18 protein-coding genes are annotated in these 20,766 nt (G+C 34.4%); 1 reads left to right on the top strand and 17 read right to left on the bottom strand.

Annotation, left to right across the window (positions count from 1 at the left end; genetic code table 11):
• Nucleotides 1-143 precede the first annotated feature (143 nt).
• Nucleotides 144-812, top strand: a complete 669-nt coding sequence (locus DFR78_RS03070) for a Crp/Fnr family transcriptional regulator (protein ID WP_114457378.1) — start codon at nt 144-146, stop codon at nt 810-812.
• Between the two features lie 262 nt (nt 813-1,074).
• Here DFR78_RS03070 and DFR78_RS03065 read toward each other — a convergent pair whose 3' ends face one another.
• From DFR78_RS03065 to glgA, 17 genes are all read right to left on the bottom strand, one after another.
• Nucleotides 1,075-1,917: a methyl-accepting chemotaxis protein gene (locus DFR78_RS03065; RefSeq protein WP_158531699.1), complete on the bottom strand. Its 843-nt coding sequence runs from the start codon at nt 1,915-1,917 to the stop codon at nt 1,075-1,077.
• A gap of 332 nt (nt 1,918-2,249) precedes the next feature.
• Nucleotides 2,250-3,914, bottom strand: coding sequence for a hydroxylamine reductase (hcp, locus tag DFR78_RS03060; protein WP_369834901.1), 1,665 nt, complete (start codon nt 3,912-3,914; stop codon nt 2,250-2,252).
• 164 nt (nt 3,915-4,078) lie between these two features.
• Entirely contained in the window at nt 4,079-4,603 is a 525-nt protein-coding gene (locus tag DFR78_RS03055; RefSeq protein ID WP_114457375.1) for a DUF2179 domain-containing protein, read from the bottom strand.
• Nucleotides 4,604-5,328: 725 nt separating this feature from the next.
• Nucleotides 5,329-5,814 carry a ferritin family protein gene (locus DFR78_RS03050; protein ID WP_114457374.1) on the bottom strand — a complete coding sequence of 162 codons (486 nt, stop codon included), beginning with the start codon at nt 5,812-5,814 and terminating at the stop codon, nt 5,329-5,331.
• Between the two features lie 106 nt (nt 5,815-5,920).
• The gene (locus tag DFR78_RS03045; RefSeq protein ID WP_114457373.1) at nt 5,921-6,772 is read right to left on the bottom strand and encodes a thiamine pyrophosphate-dependent enzyme; all 852 of its coding nucleotides are present in this window, start codon (nt 6,770-6,772) and stop codon (nt 5,921-5,923) included.
• A gap of 2 nt (nt 6,773-6,774) precedes the next feature.
• Complete coding sequence (locus DFR78_RS03040; RefSeq protein WP_114457372.1) at nt 6,775-8,448, bottom strand: 2-oxoacid:acceptor oxidoreductase subunit alpha; 1,674 nt, start codon at nt 8,446-8,448, stop codon at nt 6,775-6,777.
• Nucleotides 8,449-8,613: 165 nt separating this feature from the next.
• The gene (wecB, locus tag DFR78_RS03035; RefSeq protein ID WP_114457371.1) at nt 8,614-9,768 is read right to left on the bottom strand and encodes a non-hydrolyzing UDP-N-acetylglucosamine 2-epimerase; all 1,155 of its coding nucleotides are present in this window, start codon (nt 9,766-9,768) and stop codon (nt 8,614-8,616) included.
• Nucleotides 9,769-10,142: 374 nt separating this feature from the next.
• Complete coding sequence (locus DFR78_RS03030; RefSeq protein WP_114457370.1) at nt 10,143-10,943, bottom strand: family 1 encapsulin nanocompartment shell protein; 801 nt, start codon at nt 10,941-10,943, stop codon at nt 10,143-10,145.
• A gap of 2 nt (nt 10,944-10,945) precedes the next feature.
• Nucleotides 10,946-11,311 (bottom strand): ferritin-like domain-containing protein, encoded by a 366-nt coding sequence (locus DFR78_RS03025; protein ID WP_114457369.1) that lies wholly within the window; start codon nt 11,309-11,311, stop codon nt 10,946-10,948.
• Between the two features lie 162 nt (nt 11,312-11,473).
• Nucleotides 11,474-12,880, bottom strand: a complete 1,407-nt coding sequence (gene lpdA, locus DFR78_RS03020) for a dihydrolipoyl dehydrogenase (protein ID WP_114457368.1) — start codon at nt 12,878-12,880, stop codon at nt 11,474-11,476.
• An 11-nt stretch (nt 12,881-12,891) separates the two neighbouring features.
• Entirely contained in the window at nt 12,892-13,665 is a 774-nt protein-coding gene (locus tag DFR78_RS03015; RefSeq protein WP_114457367.1) for an ABC transporter ATP-binding protein, read from the bottom strand.
• Nucleotides 13,655-14,410, bottom strand: coding sequence for an ABC transporter permease (locus tag DFR78_RS03010; RefSeq protein WP_114457366.1), 756 nt, complete (start codon nt 14,408-14,410; stop codon nt 13,655-13,657). The genes DFR78_RS03015 and DFR78_RS03010 overlap by 11 nt, the downstream gene beginning before the upstream one ends.
• Nucleotides 14,391-15,353: an ABC transporter substrate-binding protein gene (locus tag DFR78_RS03005; protein WP_233486956.1), complete on the bottom strand. Its 963-nt coding sequence runs from the start codon at nt 15,351-15,353 to the stop codon at nt 14,391-14,393. The genes DFR78_RS03010 and DFR78_RS03005 overlap by 20 nt, the downstream gene beginning before the upstream one ends.
• 24 nt (nt 15,354-15,377) lie before the next feature.
• Entirely contained in the window at nt 15,378-16,316 is a 939-nt protein-coding gene (locus DFR78_RS03000; RefSeq protein WP_114457365.1) for a SufD family Fe-S cluster assembly protein, read from the bottom strand.
• Nucleotides 16,316-17,065: an ABC transporter ATP-binding protein gene (locus DFR78_RS02995; protein WP_114457364.1), complete on the bottom strand. Its 750-nt coding sequence runs from the start codon at nt 17,063-17,065 to the stop codon at nt 16,316-16,318. The genes DFR78_RS03000 and DFR78_RS02995 overlap by 1 nt, the downstream gene beginning before the upstream one ends.
• Nucleotides 17,066-17,100: 35 nt before the next feature.
• On the bottom strand, nt 17,101-18,324 hold the full coding sequence (locus tag DFR78_RS02990) for a fucose isomerase (protein ID WP_114457363.1): 1,224 nt from the start codon (nt 18,322-18,324) through the stop codon (nt 17,101-17,103).
• 218 nt (nt 18,325-18,542) lie between these two features.
• Nucleotides 18,543-20,567, bottom strand: a complete 2,025-nt coding sequence (gene glgA, locus DFR78_RS02985) for a glycogen synthase GlgA (protein WP_114457362.1) — start codon at nt 20,565-20,567, stop codon at nt 18,543-18,545.
• Between the last annotated feature and the right edge of the window lie 199 nt (nt 20,568-20,766).

Raw genomic sequence — 20,766 nt, 5'->3', positions numbered from 1 at the left:
ATCAATCAATTTTGCTTACAATATAAAGTTTAGCATTTAACTCAACTTTAATCTGTGACTTATGTCACCTAATTCCTTGTAATTTTAAAAAAAATTGATTATCATATTATATAGAATATAATATGTTAGTAGAGGTGAAATTAATGTCGATAAAAAATAATGTGCCTTTTTTTAGTCTTTTATCAGAAGATGAATTGAAAGTTATAAATAGTATTGCATCCGAAAAAAAGTATAAAAAAGGTGAATACATTTTTTTTGAAGGAGAAACAGGCAGCAAATTCTTTGTTATCAAATCCGGCCAGGTCAAACTGGTAAAGATGATTGAAAATGGAGATGAACAAATATTAAATATTTTCTCCAATAATGATATAATTGCTGAAATAGTTGCTTTTGACAGGGGAAATTATCCTGCCAGTGCAGTAACAATGAAAAAAACTGATTTGATAATTTTTAATCAGGCTGATTTAGAAAATGTAATTATGGAAAATCCCGCTATTGGAATTAAACTGCTGCAGGAAATGAGCACCAGATTGCGCAGAGCACAGCAAAATGTAAGAGATATTGCTTTAAAAGACAGTTCTGGAAAAATGGCCAGCCTGCTGACTTTTTTATCTCAAAAATATGGTATAGAAAAAAATGGAAATATAATTCTTGATATACCTCTTACACAGCAGGAACTTGCCAGTATGATCGGCAGCAGCCGTGAAACTGTTTCCAGAATGCTGAGCCGGTTTGAAAGTGAAGGGATTATAAAAACCTCCAGAAAAAAAATAATAATATATAAACCGGAAGAATTGAAAAATTATCATTAAAAAACAGCCCTCGAGGGCTGTTTTTCTACCTTTATATTTCTTTCACCATTTTCTACAAAAAAATTTGTATCAGTATATATAACTTCTACTTTTTATTTAAACTTTAATCGGATAGGTTGTTGATAACCATTCACTCAATCTTTCCATTACAAACGTTATATCTACATCTATTTCTATTTTTAATATGCCGGCAGCTGTCATAAATCTCATTCCACTCCACAGAATATAATTTCACCTATCATTTATTTTAATTTTCGAAGTTTTATTCAATTATTTTAGCTAGGCTTTCAGCCATATCAGTCATTTCAACTGCTGCATTTTGAAGTTTTTCTGTTATAATCTTTTCGTTTTCTGTAAATTTAACAACTCTCTCGTTCATAACTTTAATATTAATTCGAGTATTTTCAGTTGCTTCATTAAGATTATTAATAAATCCTGTTATCTCCTTAACTGAAGATCCTGTCTCATCTGCTAGTTTTCTTATTTCATCTGCAACTACATTAAATCCATTTGCTTTTACATCTGCTCTTGCCGCTTCTATTGCGGCATTTAATCCCAGCATCTTTGTCTGATCAGAAACTGTTTTAATAAATTTTACTATATCATTTGTTTTCTGAAGGTTTGTTTTACTGCTTTCTGAGGCAGATCTTAATTTCTCTGCTGTCTCATCCAGATCCTTTATATTTTTTTGGTTGAGGCTGCTGATTTCCTCAATTGTACTCCCAATATCACCGGCAAGTCGACTGAGTTTATCTGCTTCTTCTTCCATTTTTTGTATCATATCTTCTCTGGAATTAACAATTTTAAAAAGAATTAAAGCAGTTTCTGAATCAATAATCTTTGTTTCTGCATCTGCTGATTCTTTCACCAATTCTGACAGCTTTCTATTTCCAGTGACCTCTAAAATTACTTTTTCTCCTTTTAAATTTAAAAGATCATTAAAATCATCATAAACAGGAATACTATTTTCTTTTGCTTTAATAATTCCTGGAGCAGAAAAATCTGAATCACAAACTCCAATGATATTTATGTCATCCATATTCAAAAAAGTATCTAAAATAGAGACTCCACCAGAACCTGCACCAATTATTCCAATATTAAGCATAAAACCCCTCCGCATTCCAAATTATAGTTGGATTTATTATTTTTACCAGACTAATGCAATATTATCCTCTTTATTAAATATATAACTTTTTACCTAAAAAATCAATAATTTGAACCGAGATTTTTTTCAATTAAATCAAATTATATAATAATATGTAACAAAACCATCCCTTTTTATTGGTATTTAAATGATCTTATTGTTTACTATTATACAATAATTAGGTATGTTTTTCTATTTTCTATAAGTAAATATATGTTTAATAATATCAACTAAAAAAAGACCTGCCGGCAATATGCTGACAGGCCTTAAATAGTCAATCATTATTAAAATTCTTATTCACCAGCCATAATAGCTGCAGCATCTTCTTTAACATCACCGGTTGGCTTAATATCAAACTTATCAACCAGTACATTTAATACATTCTCTGATATAAATGCTGGCAGTGTGGGTCCTAGACGAATTCCTTTGATCCCCAGAGATAGCAGTGCAAGTAATACTGCTACAGCTTTCTGCTCATACCAGGCAATATCATAAGAAATTGGTAAATCATTGATATCATCTACATCCATAGCTTCTTTAAGCTGTAAAGCAATATAAGCTAAGGAATAAGAGTCATTACACTGACCGGCATCTAATACTCTTGGAATTCCACCAATATCTCCCAGATCAAGCTTGTTGTAGCGGTACTTAGCACAGCCAGCTGTTAGAATCACAGCATCTTCTGGTAATTCTTTAGCCACATCTGTAAAGTATTCTCTGGATTTAAAGCGGCCATCACAGCCAGCCATTACTACAAAGCGTCCTATATCTCCATTTTTTACAGCCTCAATTACCTTGTCAGCTACACTCATTACAGTGTTGCGGGCATAACCACCAGGTATTGTACCTTCTTCTAACTGAACTGGTGAATCACAAGTTTTAGCCAATTTGATCAGTTCAGAAAAATCTTTGCTTTCTCCTTTTTTACGATCAGGAATATGGGTTACCTCAGGATATCCTGCCATTCCTGTTGTAAATATTCTATCTTTATAAGAATCTTTAACAGGTGTAATACAGTTTGTTGTCATAAGAATTGGACCATTAAATGATTCAAATTCTTTATCCTGATGCCACCATGAACCACCATAATTACCTACAAAATGATCATATTTTTTGAATGCTGGATATGAGTTAGCTGGCAGCATTTCTCCATGTGTATAAACATCTATACCAGTACCCTCAGTCTGCTCTAATAATTCTTCCATATCTTTTAGATCATGACCACTGATTAAAATACCAGGGTTATCACTAACTCCAATATTTACATCTGTTGGCTCCGGATGTCCATAAGTTGAAGTATTTGCTTCATCAAGTATAGCCATTGTCTCTACAGCCATTTCTCCGGTTTCCATAACCAGACCAACCAGATCATCTACACTTAAACTGTCATCAGTAGTGGCTGCCAGGCATTTTTGTGTAAACTTATCTATTTCCTCTTTATGTTTGCCCAGAATTCTGGCATGATCTCCATAAGCTGCAATACCCTTGAGTCCATATGTAGCCAGTTCTCTTAGAGATCTTACATCTACATCTTCTGTTTCCAGCACACCTATATTTTCACCTTTGCTGTAAAAGTCTTCAGCACTATCACTGTACCATGTACAGTGTTCGGGCAGATCTCCATCAAATTCTTTGCCATGATTTTCTTTATATGTTTTTTCAAATTTTGCTTTAACTTCATCTCGCAATGCAAAAGCCTCTTCAATTAAGTCTTCAAATCTTTCTGGATTAAAGTTTACGTTTGTTACTGTTGCAAATAGACCTTCCATAATAAATGGAGCTGTTTTTTTAGAAACCTCCACACCTTCTTCTTCAGCCTTTTCGGCATAAACAGAAATACCCTTGAGCACAAATATCAATAAATCCTGTAAATTTGCAACATCTGCATCTTTCCCACAGACACCTCTTGCTGTACAGCCTTCATTTTTAGCTGTTTCCTGACACTGATAACAAAACATTGACATAATATATTCCTCCCTTTTAAAAATAATCCATTATGGACTAAAAAATTTTAATCCATAAATTTAAAAAAAACAGACAAAATCAAGTACCTCAGTCAAGTATAATTATATATTAGTCAATATTATATTCTATGAGCTATATCACATAAGCATATATTACACTATTTTTTCTTTGCAGTTTTAAAATATCCCCCTCTAGTAGAACGCGAATCCAGAATATTGACAAATGATTCAGGTTCACAATCATCAATAATTTCGAAAAAATGCCTTAAATTTTTTCTTTCCAGTGTTACAAAAAGTATTTTTTTCTTCCCTTTTTTCCCTTCACCATCTACAACAGTTACTCCATATCCTTCTCCTCTCATTTGTTCTATCATTTCACAACTTGTATTGGATGTTATTACATTAACAGTTACCTGCCCAATAGCAACTTTTTCTTCAAGCAGACTTCCAACAAAATTACCTACTGCAAAACCCAGTGCATATACAATTAAATTAAATGGATTGTCAAGGGTTGTAACTACTCTATTTAAGGCAATAATATATACTATCACCTCAACAAAACCAATTAATGCTGCATATAATCTCTGAGATTTAAATATCATAAGAACCCGCATTGTACCTAAAGATACGTCGACAACTCTAGCCATAAAAATTAACAATCCACCTAATAATATCTTAATCATAAAATATTTCCTCCTATAGATATAATATCTATAGTAGTTTAACACTAAAGAAAAAAAAGTTCAATAGATATTTTTAATAGGAGTTTCCCCAAAATTTATTTTCAAGCTGCAAAAAGGGGGCTTTAGTCATCAACGAAATTTTTAGATTTATCTAAAACACAATTCGGTTGTGAAATAGGGCACACTAATCAATGAGTCCTCCTGACTCATGATTAGCTCACTCCATCCTGCAGTTCAACCCTATTTCTTCCTTCATTTCGTTAAGATTCATTGACTAAAAATTTCAATATTCCTGCATCTTCCCTTTTTGCAGCAGTATATAAAAAATGGGGAAAGTCCAGATATTTTTAAAGATTCTCCCCATTTTTTAACAATTTTTTCTTTATTTAAATATTAGGTTCTCCCATCAAAAGGTTATTTGCTCTCTAACTCATTTTTGTGGACACATCAATATTATAAAACATGTAAATGATAAAAAATTAAATTTTCAGAAAATATTTCACAATAAAATATCAGAAACAGAGAACAAATAGATATAACCTTATATTAAGAGAAAAGTTATCTATTTATTTTCTCTGTTCCTGATTTAAATTATAGTCTTATTCCAATATTTTATTGAATAAATTAATTGAATGGATTAAATAAGTAATATAAGTAATATAATTATGAAGTTTAAATTTTAACTTCATAATTACACTTATAAATGGTATATAAGCTGCTGTTTTTTAATAATCTTCCAGATGATACCATTCTGCATCATCAAGCCATGTGTTGGGGCGATTTACCATTTCAACAATGTTTTCTATAATTTTTTCGTGTTTTTTCTCTTCTTCGGCCAGCCTCTTAAATGTTTTTTTGACCTGTGGGAGATCTGATTCTTCAGCTTTTTCTGTATAAAAATCATAGCTTTTTGTTTCCATGTCTTTAGCCTGTTTATAAACATCAACCTGTTCTTTTGGCAGTACACCTTCTGGAAGTTCCTTTGAAATCTTTTCAAAAGCTTTTTTAGCTTTTGGCAGAATACCTGCTTCAACTTCATCAACTGTTTTTTCTTCTTTAAGCTGTTTTACTATTTCTTCATGTTTTTTCTCTTCTTCGGCCAGATCCAAAAAAACCTGTTTTAAGTTATCACTTGCTGATTCTGCAGCACATTTTTCGTAAAATTCGCGATTCTCTCTTTCAAAATTAATAGCAAAATCATAAATATTCATTATTATCCTCCTTTGAAATTTCTAACTTCAATATCACTTTTTCATAGATTTTTAGACAGAACCAAATTAAGTCTTTTCTGATTAATAAACAAATAAACACTAAATTTTATTTAAATTCATCCAGCAAATACTCCATGTCCTGAACCTCAACTTTTCTATTGACAAGAGCTCTATCTCCAAGAAATGGTATCCTATCTCTAAAAGTTGGCTTTTCTTCTTTATAAATTATCCCTATTGGAATCTTATCTCCAAATTCATCTGCTAATCTAACTGCAGCTTCATAATCAGATGGATCATGATCTTTCAATTTATATACTCTTTCTTTATACCACTGATAGGTATTAACCTTATTGAAAGATACACAGGGCTGAAAAATATCTATTAAAGCATAACCTCTGTGCTGTCTGGCAGCTTTTATCATTTCTTTAAGGTGTTCTCTATCACCAACAAAGCTCCTGGCTACAAAACTGGCCTTCATTCCCACAGCAAACCTAACCGGGTTAAACGGTTCAGCATTAATGCCGTGTGTCTGTACATCGGTTTTAATATCATATCCAGTTGTGGGAGATGCCTGTCCCTTTGTTAGACCATAAATCTGATTGTCATGGACAAGATGAATAATGTCAAGATTCCGCCTTATATTGTGCAGAATGTGATTTCCACCTTCACCATAGCTGCATCCATCTCCTGATTCAACAATTACTGTCATTTCTGGATTGGCCAGCTTCATACCAACTGCTGGAGGCAAAGATCTGCCGTGTAGACCATTAAACCCATTTACTTTTATATAGTGAGGCATCTTTGCAGCCTGACCGATTCCGGTAAACATCGTTATCTGTTCCGGATTTAAATCCATTTCAGTCAGAGCTTCAGAAAGCGCTGTCCTGAGTGGAAAGTTGCCACATCCAGGACACCAGGCAGTTTCACGGTCTGCTTCAAAATTTTTTAGTTCTGCCATTATTATTTCACCTCTTCCTTAAATCTTCTATAGATTTCTCTACCTGAGAAAGGACGTCCATCATATTTTACAATACTGTAATCTGCTTTTATTCCTGTTTCACTTCTAACAAGTCTGGCAAACTGTGAACTGGCATTACTCTCAACAAAAATCAGTTCTGCTCCATTTTCTGCTTTTTCTCTGATGGTTTTTTCTGGTAAAGGCCAGACATCTCCAAATGCAAGCTGTGCCACTTTAAATTCATCTGAAAGCATCTTTCTTGCCTCAGCTATCGGCCCAGCAGTAGAACCCCAACCGACAAAAATATATTCCGGCTTATCAGATCCATAATAATCTGGCTCACAGAGGTCGTTATCTTTCAATTTCTGCAGTTTTTTGGCTCTTTTTTTGACCATCATATTTCTTTTTTCTCCATCTTCAACAATATGGCCCAGTTCATCGTGCTCATCACTGTCGGTCAGCACAATCTGGCCTTTAAGCTGGCCCGGATATGCCCTCGGTGATATACCATCTGCTGTATATTTATAACGTTTATATTCTTCTTCTACCTGATCTTCATCTACAAAATAGCGCTCTATTTTTAAATCATCAAGATTTATTCTGTCTATTGTTTTAGATGCATCTGCCAAAAACTGATTACTTAATATAATTACCGGTATCTGATATTTTTCTGCAATATCAAAAGCCCGAAATGTCTGATAAACTGCATCTTCCTGATCCTTAGGTGCCAGAACCATAAGGGGAAATTCATCCTGAGAAATATTAACTGCAAAAAGCAGATCCCCCTGTCCTGTTCTAGTGGGGAGACCTGTAGCAGGACCAGGACGCTGTACATCAGCAATTACTACTGGAGTTTCTGTAATTCCAGCCAGTCCAACTCCTTCGGCCATAAGGGCCAGTCCTCCACCAGAAGTACCTGTCATAGACCGCATTCCACTATAGGAACCTCCAAGAACCATATTTATTGCTGCAATTTCATCTTCTGCCTGTTCAACAACAATACCCAGTTCTTCCTGTTTCCCTGCCAGGTAATTTAAAATACCTGTGGATGGGGACATTGGATAGGCAGCATAAAAACTGACACCTGCAAGTGCTGCTCCAAGACCGACCGCACTATTTCCATCAATAACCATTCTATCTTTTTTAGTTCCCAGATCTTTTAAATTAAATAGCTGTTTTCCTGCTTCATAACCCTTCTTTAGTAGTTTTTTATTGTCTTCAATAACACTTTTTTTATCAGCAAAATGCTCTTCAAGCACTTTTTCTGCTTCAGTAATGGGTAAACCCAGCACCTTTAAAGCAGTTCCAACAAACACCGTATTAACTGCTTTCGGATTAATTTCTTCTGCCATACTGGCTGCATCTATCTTTACAATATCATCTTCTTCCTCACCAGATGAAGAAATAATAATACCATCTTCATTAACATCATCTCGGTGAATTTCTACAGTTTCTTCATTAAGGGCAAGGAGTAAATCAATTCCTGGATCAGGCCCATCAATTTTTTCATCACTTATTCTAACCTGCATAAAGTTGTGTCCACCTCTAATACGAGACATATAATCTTTACTGCTGAAAAGATAATATCCATAGCGCGAAAATGTTTTGGTAAGCAGGGATTCAACAGTTTTCAACCCCTGACCTGCTTCTCCTCCAATAAGAATATTTAAATCCAACTTTATTACCTCCTTTACTTCCTTATAATCGAAACTCCTCCACTTATAGTATTAAATAAATTAACGGAAAATCCTGCTTTATACTGGAAAATATTTGTTTTAGATATTTTAAGACTGTGTTTTTGCTGAAAATATATTACATAATCAAAGTTCTTTAAAATTCATCTACAGAGATTCAAATTCGTCAGGCAGTTTATCAGAATATCCATAATAATATTTTAAAAAATCGCTTATTCTTACTGCGGAATTTCCATCCCCATATGGATTCATTTTTTCGCAGGTATTTTTATAATCATCCTCATTTTCTATTAGCTTTGATGCTGTTTCCATAATTTTATAATAATCAGTTCCTGTTTTGATAACTGTCCTGGCTTTAAGTGCTTCAGGCCTTTCTGTCGTATCTCTTAAAACCAGTACCGGTTTCCCAAGTGATGGAGCTTCCTCCTGTATGCCCCCTGAATCTGTAAGTATCAAGTATGATCGATCCATTAAATTTACAAAAGGCAGATAATCCAGAGGTTCAATAAGGTGAATATTTTTTTTGCCTTCCAGTATTGAACTGCTTAATTCCCTCACTGAAGGATTTAAATGAACTGGAAATACAGCTTCTACATTATCATATTTTTCTGTTAGATGGAGAACAGCCCTAAATATATTTTCCATTCCTTTACCCAGATTTTCTCTGCGGTGTGCTGTTAATAACAAAATTTTTTTATTTTTAAAATCAATTTTATTCAAGTTTTTATCACTAAAATTATATTTTTTGTCTGCAGTATCATAAAGTGCATCAATTACTGTATTTCCTGTTACAAAAATTTTCTCCTCTGCAACATTTTCTAACAGAAGATTTTTTGCTGCAGTTCTGGTGGGAGCAAAATGTATATCTGCCAGTACAGCTGTAAGTCTTCTATTAATTTCTTCAGGATATGGTGAATATTTATTATGAGTTCTTAATCCTGCTTCAACATGGGCCACCTCAATCTGATGATAAAATGATGCCAGAGCCCCAACAAATGTTGAAGAAGTATCACCATGCACCAAAATTAAATCTGGTTTTTCCTGTTCAAGAATAATCTCGATTTCTGATAAAACACGTATTGTAATATCAGATAAAGTCTGATTTTTTTTCATAATGTCCAGATCATAATCTACTTTTATTGAAAAAAGATCAAGCACCTGATCGAGCATTTCACGGTGCTGTGCTGTTGCTGTAACTAAAACTTCAAATTCATGCTGTTTTTTCAATTCTTTTATTACCGGGGCCATCTTTATTGCCTCAGGCCTTGTTCCAAAAACAGCCATAATTTTCTTTTTCTGCATATAATCATTCCTCATCTTCTGTATTACAAAAAATAGTTTCTCTAAATTTATACTTATTTTATTTTTATTAATTACTGATTACTATTATTAATTACTGATTACTATATGTATTTCTATATATATTAGCTAAAACCTGCTTAATATTTTTTCCAGATATTTTCATCAAATTTTCCCAGTATTTTTCCCACATAAACCCTATTTAAACTGCTCTCTTTAAAACTTAACAATCCTTTTATTCTCTGGTTTTCTCTCCTCACCTTTTCTGCAGCTTCCTGAACTTTTCCTACTTCATTTTATATAGGTTATTATGTATACAAATGTTCGCTATTCCAACAATAAAATACCGCCATATGGCGGTATTTTAACACTTAAATTTATTTTAAAACTACAGCTGCTTCAGGACCATTGACTCTAAAGGTGAAAGTTTCTAAGAAGAACAATTCTACTTCATCACCTTCATATCCAGTATATCCAAGTGAAATATCCTGACCAACTGTTAATTCGAAATCTCCACCTCGTTCAGAAACAAGCAGACCTCTATTGCCAAGATCAGGTACTAACAGGGCACCATTTTCCACCATTTCCTCAACTTTTCGTTTTAGTGGATAGCCTTTGTCATCAAGTTCATAAAGAAGAGAATATAATTCAGGTCCTAATAAAAGCCTTTTATCTCCACCAACACCATTTTCTTCAAATAGTGACAGTGCTTTAAGCAGACCTGTAATCATTTCTTTTTCTCCACCTGATAGACTTACCTCACTATATTCTGATGCTTCCAGAATACCGGTTATTCCTGCCTTTTCAAGTCCAAAAAATACAGCCTTATTTTCAGCTTTGGCAAGTTTTTTTGCTGCTTCCAGCAGTGGGTCAGTTTCTACATCTTCAGCACCACGGGCAAGAGCTTCTATTTCAGTCAATTTCATTTTAAATGGAACTTTTATTTCTACAAGGGGCAGTACTTCGCGAGATGCATAGGTAACACCCTCAACATCTTCTACTCCCATTGGTGCAAAACGACCTGTATTTATTGCAGATAGATCAAGACCAAAAGGACCTTTAAAACCTACAATTTTTCTGGCTTTTAATTTTAATTCCAGAACTTCTTTTGCCTCTTCATCCAAAAAATCCCATGCTTCTGCAGGGAATGGAGCTAATGAACGTTTTAATACATTCATTACTATTCGCCTCCTCTCATATTGCCGAGACCTAGTGAACCATCACCTGATACATTTTCAGCCTCTTCAACTTCACCATCTTCTTCAATTTCTGTTATCTTTGCAGTTTGAAAAAGAAAAGTCCTCAACATTTCATCCCAGACAGGACTATTTCGGCGCAGCCATTCCAGGCCCATACATGCGTGTTCAATTTCCTCATCACGGTTGTGTTCAACAATAGCCTGTACTTCTGGATCATCTGTAGCTACAGCACGTTGATTGTACCAATCTATAGCTTCCATTTCTTCGATCACACTTTTAATTATCCTGTGATACTCCACTGCCTCAGGTGTCAATTTTTCAAGTGGTTCATGATATTCTCCGCTCATATTTACCTCCCCTTTCCGTATAAGTTTATCTAAACACTTAACATTTACATTATATATTTTTCCCATATTAATGTCAAATAAATAGGCACATAACAGGGTTAAGCTCCTTCAGTAATTACTTTTTTAATTTTAAATTACAAATTTTACTTTAAAAAACGCCTGCTATCTTGCCTTGTAATGTATGGCTCCACCCAGCATATCAAGTGCAGCTTCATGAATTACTTCTGCAGTGGTAGGATGAGCATGAATAGTTTCTGCCAGTGCTTCAATTTTTAGTCCGGAATTAACTGCAAGTGTCAGCTCAGCAATTAAATCAGTTGCCTCTATACCTATTATAGCTGCACCAATTACTTTCTCTGTATTTTTTTCAGCAATTATCTTAACTTTACCCTCTCTTTCTCCCATTGCCATAACCTTTCCACTGGCTGCAAATGGAAACCTTCCAACTTTATAATCAATTCCTTTTTCTGCTGCTTCTTCTTCACTTAATCCCACTGTTGCCACTTCCGGTGAAGTAAATATTGCTCCTGGAACAGCATCATAATTCATCTTATGTTTTTCAGCAAAGATATTTTCTACAGCTATTATTCCCTGATGTGATGCAACATGTGCAAGCAGAATTTTGTCTGTCACATCTCCAATAGCATAAATATTATCTATATTTGTCCTAAGATAATCATCTACAATAATTCCACCACGCCTCTCCTCAGTCTCAACACCTACTTTGTCCAGATTTAAACCTTTATGATAGGGTTTTCTTCCAACTGCCATAAGAACTCTTTCACCGGAGACCATTTTCTTTTTATCTTTCTGAGAAAAAATAACTTCATATTCACCGTCAGATTTTTTTATTTCCTCAACTTCTGCACCTGTTTTGACGGTTATTCTTCTTCTCCTGGCAGATTTATTTAATTCTTCTGCTATTTCAGTGTCAACACCTGTCACAAGCTGATCTAAATATTCTAATACAGTTACATCTACTCCAAAATTATTAAAGATAAACGCAAATTCCATTCCAATAATTCCACCACCAACAACAATTAAACTATCAGGAAGCTCTTCCATACTGAGTGCAGTTCTGCTGTCAAGTATTCCATCCAGATCTGCACCAGGAATCGGTAAATTGGATGCCTGAGAACCGGTTGCAATAATAATATTCTCAGCTTCTATAATCTTTTCTCCATCACTGTTTTTAACAGAAAGATGGTTTTTATCTACAAATGAAGCTTCTCCTTCAGCAGTATCAACATTATTGGCCTCAAGAAGATGCTCCACACCTTTTACCAGCCTGCTCACAATTTTATCTTTTCTTGCTACAACTTTTGGAAAATCAACTTCAGCACCATCTACATTTATTCCAAAGCTGGAAGCATCTTTAATATCAGCAAAAACTTCAGCTGACCTAACAAATGCTTTTGTTGGTATACAACCCCAGTTGAGGCAGGTGCCTCCAATAGCTTCTTTTTCTATTAAGAGAACATCTTTTCCCATCTGACCGGCTTTAATTGCTGCAACATAACCACCAGGTCCACCACCAACAACGGCTAATTCATATTTTTTTTCTGACATTTTATCAGCTCCTATTTTTTGAAAGATGATCTAATTACTTCTCTTTTTAAATCAAGGTCTTTAACAAGACCTGTAAAAGTATTAAGAATTTTTTCCTGAATACCATAAATATAAGGGTCAGAAAGTTTTCTTTCCTGCCTGTCTTTATCTATTGTTATTTTTTCTTTAATCCCTTTTCCTCCACCGGCAAGAATATATATTTTATCTGCCAGAAGAACTGCTTCCTCAGGATCGTGAGTTATCAAAAAAATGCTTATAGAACTTTCCTGATGTATTACAGTTATAAGCTTACGCAGATTGTATTTAGTTTTTGTATCGAGAGATTTAAATGGTTCATCCATAAATACCAGATCAGGTATAATAGAAAATGCTCTAATTAGTTCAAGCCTCTGTTTCATTCCGCCTGAAAGTTCGTGGGGATAATTATCTTTAAACTTCTTTAAACCTGCCATATCAAGCAGAATTTTCCGCAGTTTAGCTGCTTTTTCCTCCTGCAAAAAATTTTGCTGTATAAAAGCAAGATTTCCCGATACTGTCTTCCAAGGAAGCAGCCTTGGTTCCTGAAATACATACCCTAACCGCATTGTATTATCTTTAATAATCTCTCCAGAGTCTGCTTTTTCTAAGCCTGATGCGATTCTAAAAATAGTTGTTTTTCCACTTCCCGAAGGGCCGAGCAGACATGTTATTTCCCCTGCATATAATTCCATATTCAATTTTTTCAGCACCGAATAATTATCATAACTTTTACTTACATTTTTTAGTTTTAATATTTTATTTTTCATATCTCCACCTGCTGACTTTTTGCTTTAGTCTTTCCAGCAGGTAATACTCCACAAAAAGCATAAACACTACCAGTACGACTGTCCAGGCAAATAATTCAGCTGTCTTAAGATTGCTGTTTGCCATACTTATCCGATAACCAATTCCACTGGAAGAACCAATAAACTCTGCAAAAACAGATGACTTCCAGGCAAAAGAAAATGCAATACTCAATGCAGAAACTGTTGAAGGCAAAATCCCCGGGAGATAGATATCTCTAAAAATTTTATATTTTGGCGTGGAATAAGCTTCTGCCATTTCAATAAGACCATAATCTATACTATCTATTCCCTGAAATATGTTAACAAAAATAACAGGCATAGAAACTATAAATATTAAAAATATTGGTGTCAGGTCTTCTGCAACTCCAAACCACACTACGGCCAGTGCAATCCATACAACCGGTGGAGCCGCCTGGATAATTGTTATAAAAGGCCTTAAAGCCCTACTCAAAAAATTAAATTTCTTTAATATCACTGCAAGTACAAAACCTGTTATAACTGCTGCCAGATAACCAATAAAAGTTCTTTTAAATGTTATAAATAAGCTTTTTGCAAGAACTCCATTTTGAATAATAGAATTTAGTTCAGCCAGAGTTTCAGCAGGTGAAGGTAAAATTAAGGTGTTAAAATGTGCTGCCAGCTGATTCCAGCACAGTAAAAACAACAGCAGAACAATCCAGAAAGGTTTAGTAATAAAATTCTTCATTTGGCATCCTTCCGCCAATCATATCAGGGTACATCTGAAGGATTTTTTGGAAATAACGATCAGTAAGTTTTCTGCTTTCAGATTTAGCATAAATGTTAAGATTTATTCTGCTGAAAGATTTCTCTATAACTTCTGCCGGCATACTAAAATATTTTGAAGCAAGTTCAGCAGCTTCTCCAGGATTTTCATTAACCCATTCAATTCCCTGTCTGTAAACTTCATTAATTATTTCAGTTACTGCTTTATTTTTACTTTCAAATTTACCGCTTACAAATAATCCTACAAAAGGTATTCTCCTATCACCATGTATCTTCTCCCATTCTTTTTGTATATCTAGAGAAATATGTATATTATCTGATTTTGCAGATGTTACTGTTACCAGTGGTTCAGGAAGGACTACTGCATCCAGATTTCCTGCCAAAAAGTATTTTGCTGCACCAGGAAGTGGTCTGTAGACAAGATTTACCTCATCTAGGCTGATTCCATTTTCCTGCAGCAGATAGCGGACCAAAAAATCAAGTGGCCCTCCTTTGAGCAGTACACCAACTGATTTCCCTTTCAAGTCTTCCCAGCTTTCTGCTTTAAATCCACGGGTTAATAGATAATCTATACCCCATGTGTTAATATTTAGCATTTTTAAATCAATACCCTGATTGTAAATTTTTGCACCAACATTGGCACCAGTTACAAGAAAATCTATTTCATTTTTTGCCAGTAGTGCAACTCCTCTGCTGTGATCTGAAGAAATATTTAACTCTAAATCAATTACTCCATTAAGTTTATCCTCTTTTTCCATCCACAAAAATGGTACTGCTGCTGGAATTGGAGGTGACTGAACGGTTACCTTCTGTACTGCCTGCACACTGCAAAAAAACGATGATGTTATCAATATTATAAACAGCAGAAAAATTATCATTTTTTTTGCAGATAAAATGTTTTCCAACTTTAATCACCCCCATAAAAACTATTAATCATTTAGCAGCCCCTGAATAATGATCTCTGATGCTTCCCTTTCGTCAAGTCCTCTGGCCATCAGTGTCTGCAGCTGTGTACTGTCCACACTTCCAATAGCTGCTTCATGAGTAACCTTAGCTTCCGGATGACTAACTTCTACAATTGGAACTGCTCTTGCTACAGCTTTATCCTTAATAATCTCTGTACAGTCAACATGTCCCATTGCTCCAGCTGCTCCTGCTGTTAGTTCATTATATATTTCTGCCTCACCACTATCTTTTAATGCAATTTTAGAATCAAGTACACCCCTGGAATTTTTTCCGTTTAAATGACCAGCTTCCCGAATTTTGATAAAATCATCTTTCTGACCACTTATTCTGGCCAACATCTCAACAGCTGCATTATCTGCAAGTTCAGCTTCATAATCAAAATCTATTTTCCCAACCCTTCCTTTCAAAAGATCAAATTTTGTTGTCAGCTTCCCATCGGACTTAACATTTATATCTGATCTGGCAATTACTTCCACACCACCATTATCCCCATGAAAATGATGTTCTTTATAGATGTAAGATCCATGTGGATCTATATTAATAACAGCATCCATAATATGCTCTACTTTAACAGCATTGGGAAAAATGCAGTCTGCTCTAACCTCAACATGTGCATTTTCTTTTACATGTACATTCATATCAATTTTCTGTCTTCCTTCTTCTGGCAGAACACCAAAACACATGTGGACTGGATTTTTTATTTTATAACCACTTTCAACTGTTACAAATACTTTAACAGTATCTTCAGCGGTCTTTTCAGCCTGAACATTAAGACCTTCAACAGTATGCTGACCAAGAATTTTATCCCGTTCCAAAACTATATGAGCCACATCACTGTCAGAAAAAACATCCTCTCCCCCTGCATCTTTATAGGCATCTACCATCATCTGATAATCATTCATTAGCTGGCCACCTCCGTATCACACTCTACTTCTTTGTGGCAGGGCAGACAGTATGACTTAAAGTAATCACTTATTGCATCAGGTTTCCCCTGACGGATAATTTCTCCTTCACAAACTAAAGCAGCTCTATCTGCATAGTGAAGCATTTCTTCAGAATGTGTGATAAGCAGTATTCCAGTTCCATTTTCGCGAAAATGATTGATAACTTCACCAATATTGTTTAAAGCTACCACATCCACTCCAGAATCAGGTTCATCCAGTATAACAAGATCCGGCTCCATTAAAATTAGAGAGGCAAGTTCTATCCTTTTTCTTTCACCACCACTTAGGGTTTTATCAATAAATCGATCCAGATACTGACCGGGCCTAATTGCTACCTGATTTAAAGCATCTCTAATCTTTTTTTCAGATACATCTTCACCTCTGCTTTTTAGACCAAGGGATAAAAATTCTCGCACAGTTACCCCATGATATCTGGCCGGCTCCTGCCAGGCAAGAGTCAGCCCCAGTTTTGCTCTTTCATTAATTTTCATTTTATTTAAATTTTTACCTTTAAAAACTATCTCTCCTTTTTGAGGTTGATAATTATTAATCCCCATTAAGGTGTAAGCCAGTGTAGATTTCCCACATCCATTTGGTCCAATCAGAGCAAAAACCTCACCCTGTTCAATAGAAAACTCCATTCCTTTTAAAATTTCTGCTTCATCTATAGTTAGGTGAATATCTTTAACTTCCAACAATTTTGACATACTGTTCCTCTCACTTTCTAAATTATAATGTTAGTTTATTCAAGTCCTAAAAATTCCTCTATCTTATCTGCATGATGACCTAGAATAATTATATGGTGGTTTCCAATCGGATCAGCAAGTAGATAATCAGCACTGCCGGGAAGATGTAATTTAATCTGTGTTCTGCAGGCATCTGGGCTGTTGAGATTTTCAGTAATTTTTCCTTCTGCTATAAAATACTGTTCAAGTCCTTCTCCACCTATTTTAAGAACCGTTGCAGGGCCTTCTTTTATTATACCCTGAATACCGACTCCCATTCCAGTCTCAAAATGGGATCTTAAAATATATTTTTCAGTCATATCTGTTGCTGCTGTACAGTGAGCAAAAATGACCTCATCATTATTTTTATCAACTTTTACTGGATTGGCCATAAAAGGTATATTCCCGGTTATTATTTTGGAAAAATACATGGTAAACAGTGCCGGTATATCACCTTCACATCCAGCTGTAATATCCTCATTATTTAGCTCTGAAAGGGCCAGACATCCGGTAGTATTTAGTTTTTCGACCAGATCAAAGCATCTTAAAGTCAGTGCATCAAGCTGATATTTATCAACTATTTTTTTTAAAACAAGATATAGTTTAGCTGCAGAAAAAACATCATTTCTGCTGTTTTCTACCATTTTTTCAGATTTATTTATGAATTTATTTGCCGTTTTTTTAGCTTCCAAATCATCCACATCATTATAAAGCAGTTCTACTTCATGTAAATCAATATCAATAAAATCTGTTCCCCAATGATGAGAAGCATGCTCATAATTAATTTCACTTGCTATTAGCCAATCAGATGGACAACCAATAACACCCATTTTTGATGCCGCTATTTGGTCTCTTATTTTTTTATATTCTGCAAGTTTTTTAATCTCATCTATTATATTTTCCGGTTCACCATGCAGTATTTTCCCATTTTCTCCCTGCTTTTTTATAAAACTGAGAATCTCCATTGCAGCAGGAAGTGAGTTATGAAGTTCTGTACTCAGCAGATATATAGGTCTGGGAAGAAATTGATAAAAATCCAAAAATATATTTTCAGTTCCACCTGATTTGACAAATACTAAAACAAAATCATAATTTTCAAAAGTATTTTCATCAATACTGTCAGAACTTACCTCTTCAACCACAAAAGAATTTTTAATTTTTTCACTAATTTCTTCTAAAGAAGAATTTATTTTTTCTTCATTATGAACTGGAGAAATTAGTGATACTAAAGCTATTTTCATTAATAATCTCCTCCTTAATATCTCAACAAACAACTTGATATTTTAACTTAGGACTTTTAGAACAAAATATCCTTTGGACTTCTTTATTACAGTAAGGTTAAATTTTGTTGATGTCGGAAATTATAAATCCATAAATTTTATCCATAATAAACCATCTGGTATAATTTCCTGGTCATTAAAGAAAACTGCCCTAAGGGGCAGTTTAGATAGATTAACAGCTACAAATCTAACAGATCCGAAATCCGGGTATAAGTTTTCTGACCAATACCTTTAACATTCATTATTTCTTCCTTTGTTGTAAATACTTCTTTTTTTCTATGTGCAATTATTCTATCTGCAAATGTTGGCCCTATCCCTGGCAGAAGTCTTAGTTCTTCTTTTTTGGCTTTATTTATATTTATTTTTTTTTTATCTTTTTTCTTCCCTTTTTTACTATGCTTACTTTTTTTTGCTGATTTAACAAATGCCGCTTCATCTTTTTCATCAAAATCTTCTTCTTTTTCTTCATGTGCTTTAACAAAAGCTGCTTCATCATCTTCCAATTCTTTTTTGTGTTCAAAAGATTCACGCATTCCGGACTCTTCCTCTGCACCACTGTTAAATTCAATCTCTTTTTTCTTATTATTCTCTCTGGTTTCAGCCCTTTTCTCATGACTTTTCCTGGAAGCTCTAACAGGTGCAGCTTCTTCTTCATCAGACCAGTCTTCTTCAACAGGTTCTTTCATGCCTGATTCTCCAGCACCTTCTTCACTTTTCTCAGAAGCTTTCACAGAACCGGATTCTTCCTCCTCACTGTCATTCCCACTGGACAGCTCAGCATAGAGGTCATCATACTCTTCAGCAGAATGTTCCCAACTGTAATTCATATCCATAACCCTCCTTATTAATTTGTGCCAGATATCCGTTCTATGATAGAATGACACAGCCCTCTGTACAGTATATAACATATCATGAGCATTGTAATTGTTAAAGCTAAAACCTGTGCCTTCACCGGTTTCTTCACTGTAAGAATCAACTGTATCATTTAAACCACCGGTTTCTCTAACAATGGGAATAGTACCATAACGAAAACTTATCAGCTGACTTAAACCACATGGCTCATATTTTGATGGCATCAAGAATATATCACTACCTGCATATATTTTTTTTGCAAGTTCAGAATCATAAAATATATTCACTGCAAGTTTTCCGGCATATCTTTCAGACTGTGAATGAAAAAAGTCTTCGTATTTTTTATCTCCGGTTCCAAGAATAATCATCTGAATATTTAAATCCATTAGCTCCTGAAATACACCTTTAACAAGATCAAGTCCCTTCTGATCTACAAGTCTAGAAATTATGGAAATAATTGGTATATCTGCATTCACTTCCAGCCCCATTTCTTGCTGAAGCCGGTTTTTATTCTCATCTTTTCCAGAAATATCACTACTGCTGTAATTAACATATATTTCAGAATCTGCTTCAGGATTAAATTTTTCATAGCTTATTCCATTAATAATTCCACTCAAATCATCTGCCCTCAGCCTTAAAGCATAATCCAGTCCTTCACCAAAATATTCTGTTCTAATTTCTTCAGCATAAGTTTTACTTACAGTTGTTATATGATCAGCATACATTATACCCGATTTCATATAATTTAACAAACCATTATGGCGGATATTACCACTATACCAGTGATGTGGCGGTAGAGAAAGAAGATCTGAAGTAAGTTCTCTACCAAACTCGCCCTGATAGCGCAAATTATGAATAGTAAATACCGTCTTTATATCACTGTAAAAATCCTGCTGCCTGTATCTATCTGCAAAAAGAAGCGGCAGTGGGCCTGTCTGCCAGTCATTGGCATGTATTATATCGGGCTTGAAATCAATTACAGGCAGCATATCCAGAACAGCCTGAGAAAAAAATGCAAATTGTTCAAAATTGTCTTCATTTTCGTATAGTGAATCACGATCAAAATAATATTTATTATCAACAAAATAAACGGTAATTCCATCATATTCTAATTTATTTATTCCCACATATGTATCTCTCCAGGCAAGTTTAGTGCGAAAATGACAGACTGGTTCCATTTTTTCTTTATATTCAGCTGGTATCTGTCTGTATTCTGGTATTACCAATCGCATGTCATGTCCCTGCTTTTTAATAGCCTGGGGAAGAGAACCGGCAACATCTGCTAAACCACCAGTTTTAACAAATGGATCGGCTTCAGAGGCTGCAAATAAAATCTTTAATTTTTTACCCATTTTTACACCTCCAGTGTAAAGGTAAAACAAAACTATTGATCTATTTAAATAAATCTATCCAAAAATTATTTTTTTCTGTTTCCTTATACTATTAGTTTATTAAACCTTATAAATAATGTCAACAAAATAATAAAAAATAAAAATACACATCAAATCTATCTATTTTACAAAAATATTTGTATGTATTCTTCTCGGCTTA

Origin of the sequence: Halanaerobium sp. MA284_MarDTE_T2 (assembly GCF_003337245.1) — a bacterium.
In the GTDB taxonomy this organism is placed as follows: domain Bacteria; phylum Bacillota; class Halanaerobiia; order Halanaerobiales; family Halanaerobiaceae; genus QPJE01.
The sequence above is the reverse complement of the archived record's forward strand: the minus strand, read 5'-3'. Positions and strand labels throughout refer to the sequence as shown.

What these genes read in the sequence shown, in the direction of transcription:
- DFR78_RS03070 (WP_114457378.1), top strand. Translation starts at nt 144, where the DNA reads ATGTCGATAAAAAATAATGTGCCTTTTTTTAGTCTTTTATCAGAAGAT.
- DFR78_RS03065 (WP_158531699.1), bottom strand. Translation starts at nt 1,917, where the DNA reads ATGCTTAATATTGGAATAATTGGTGCAGGTTCTGGTGGAGTCTCTATT.
- hcp (WP_369834901.1), bottom strand. Translation starts at nt 3,914, where the DNA reads ATGTTTTGTTATCAGTGTCAGGAAACAGCTAAAAATGAAGGCTGTACA.
- DFR78_RS03055 (WP_114457375.1), bottom strand. Translation starts at nt 4,603, where the DNA reads ATGATTAAGATATTATTAGGTGGATTGTTAATTTTTATGGCTAGAGTT.
- DFR78_RS03050 (WP_114457374.1), bottom strand. Translation starts at nt 5,814, where the DNA reads ATGAATATTTATGATTTTGCTATTAATTTTGAAAGAGAGAATCGCGAA.
- DFR78_RS03045 (WP_114457373.1), bottom strand. Translation starts at nt 6,772, where the DNA reads ATGGCAGAACTAAAAAATTTTGAAGCAGACCGTGAAACTGCCTGGTGT.
- wecB (WP_114457371.1), bottom strand. Translation starts at nt 9,768, where the DNA reads ATGCAGAAAAAGAAAATTATGGCTGTTTTTGGAACAAGGCCTGAGGCA.
- DFR78_RS03030 (WP_114457370.1), bottom strand. Translation starts at nt 10,943, where the DNA reads ATGAATGTATTAAAACGTTCATTAGCTCCATTCCCTGCAGAAGCATGG.
- DFR78_RS03025 (WP_114457369.1), bottom strand. Translation starts at nt 11,311, where the DNA reads ATGAGCGGAGAATATCATGAACCACTTGAAAAATTGACACCTGAGGCA.
- lpdA (WP_114457368.1), bottom strand. Translation starts at nt 12,880, where the DNA reads ATGTCAGAAAAAAAATATGAATTAGCCGTTGTTGGTGGTGGACCTGGT.
- DFR78_RS03015 (WP_114457367.1), bottom strand. Translation starts at nt 13,665, where the DNA reads ATGAAAAATAAAATATTAAAACTAAAAAATGTAAGTAAAAGTTATGAT.
- DFR78_RS03010 (WP_114457366.1), bottom strand. Translation starts at nt 14,410, where the DNA reads ATGAAGAATTTTATTACTAAACCTTTCTGGATTGTTCTGCTGTTGTTT.
- DFR78_RS03000 (WP_114457365.1), bottom strand. Translation starts at nt 16,316, where the DNA reads ATGAATGATTATCAGATGATGGTAGATGCCTATAAAGATGCAGGGGGA.
- DFR78_RS02995 (WP_114457364.1), bottom strand. Translation starts at nt 17,065, where the DNA reads ATGTCAAAATTGTTGGAAGTTAAAGATATTCACCTAACTATAGATGAA.
- DFR78_RS02990 (WP_114457363.1), bottom strand. Translation starts at nt 18,324, where the DNA reads ATGAAAATAGCTTTAGTATCACTAATTTCTCCAGTTCATAATGAAGAA.
- glgA (WP_114457362.1), bottom strand. Translation starts at nt 20,567, where the DNA reads ATGGGTAAAAAATTAAAGATTTTATTTGCAGCCTCTGAAGCCGATCCA.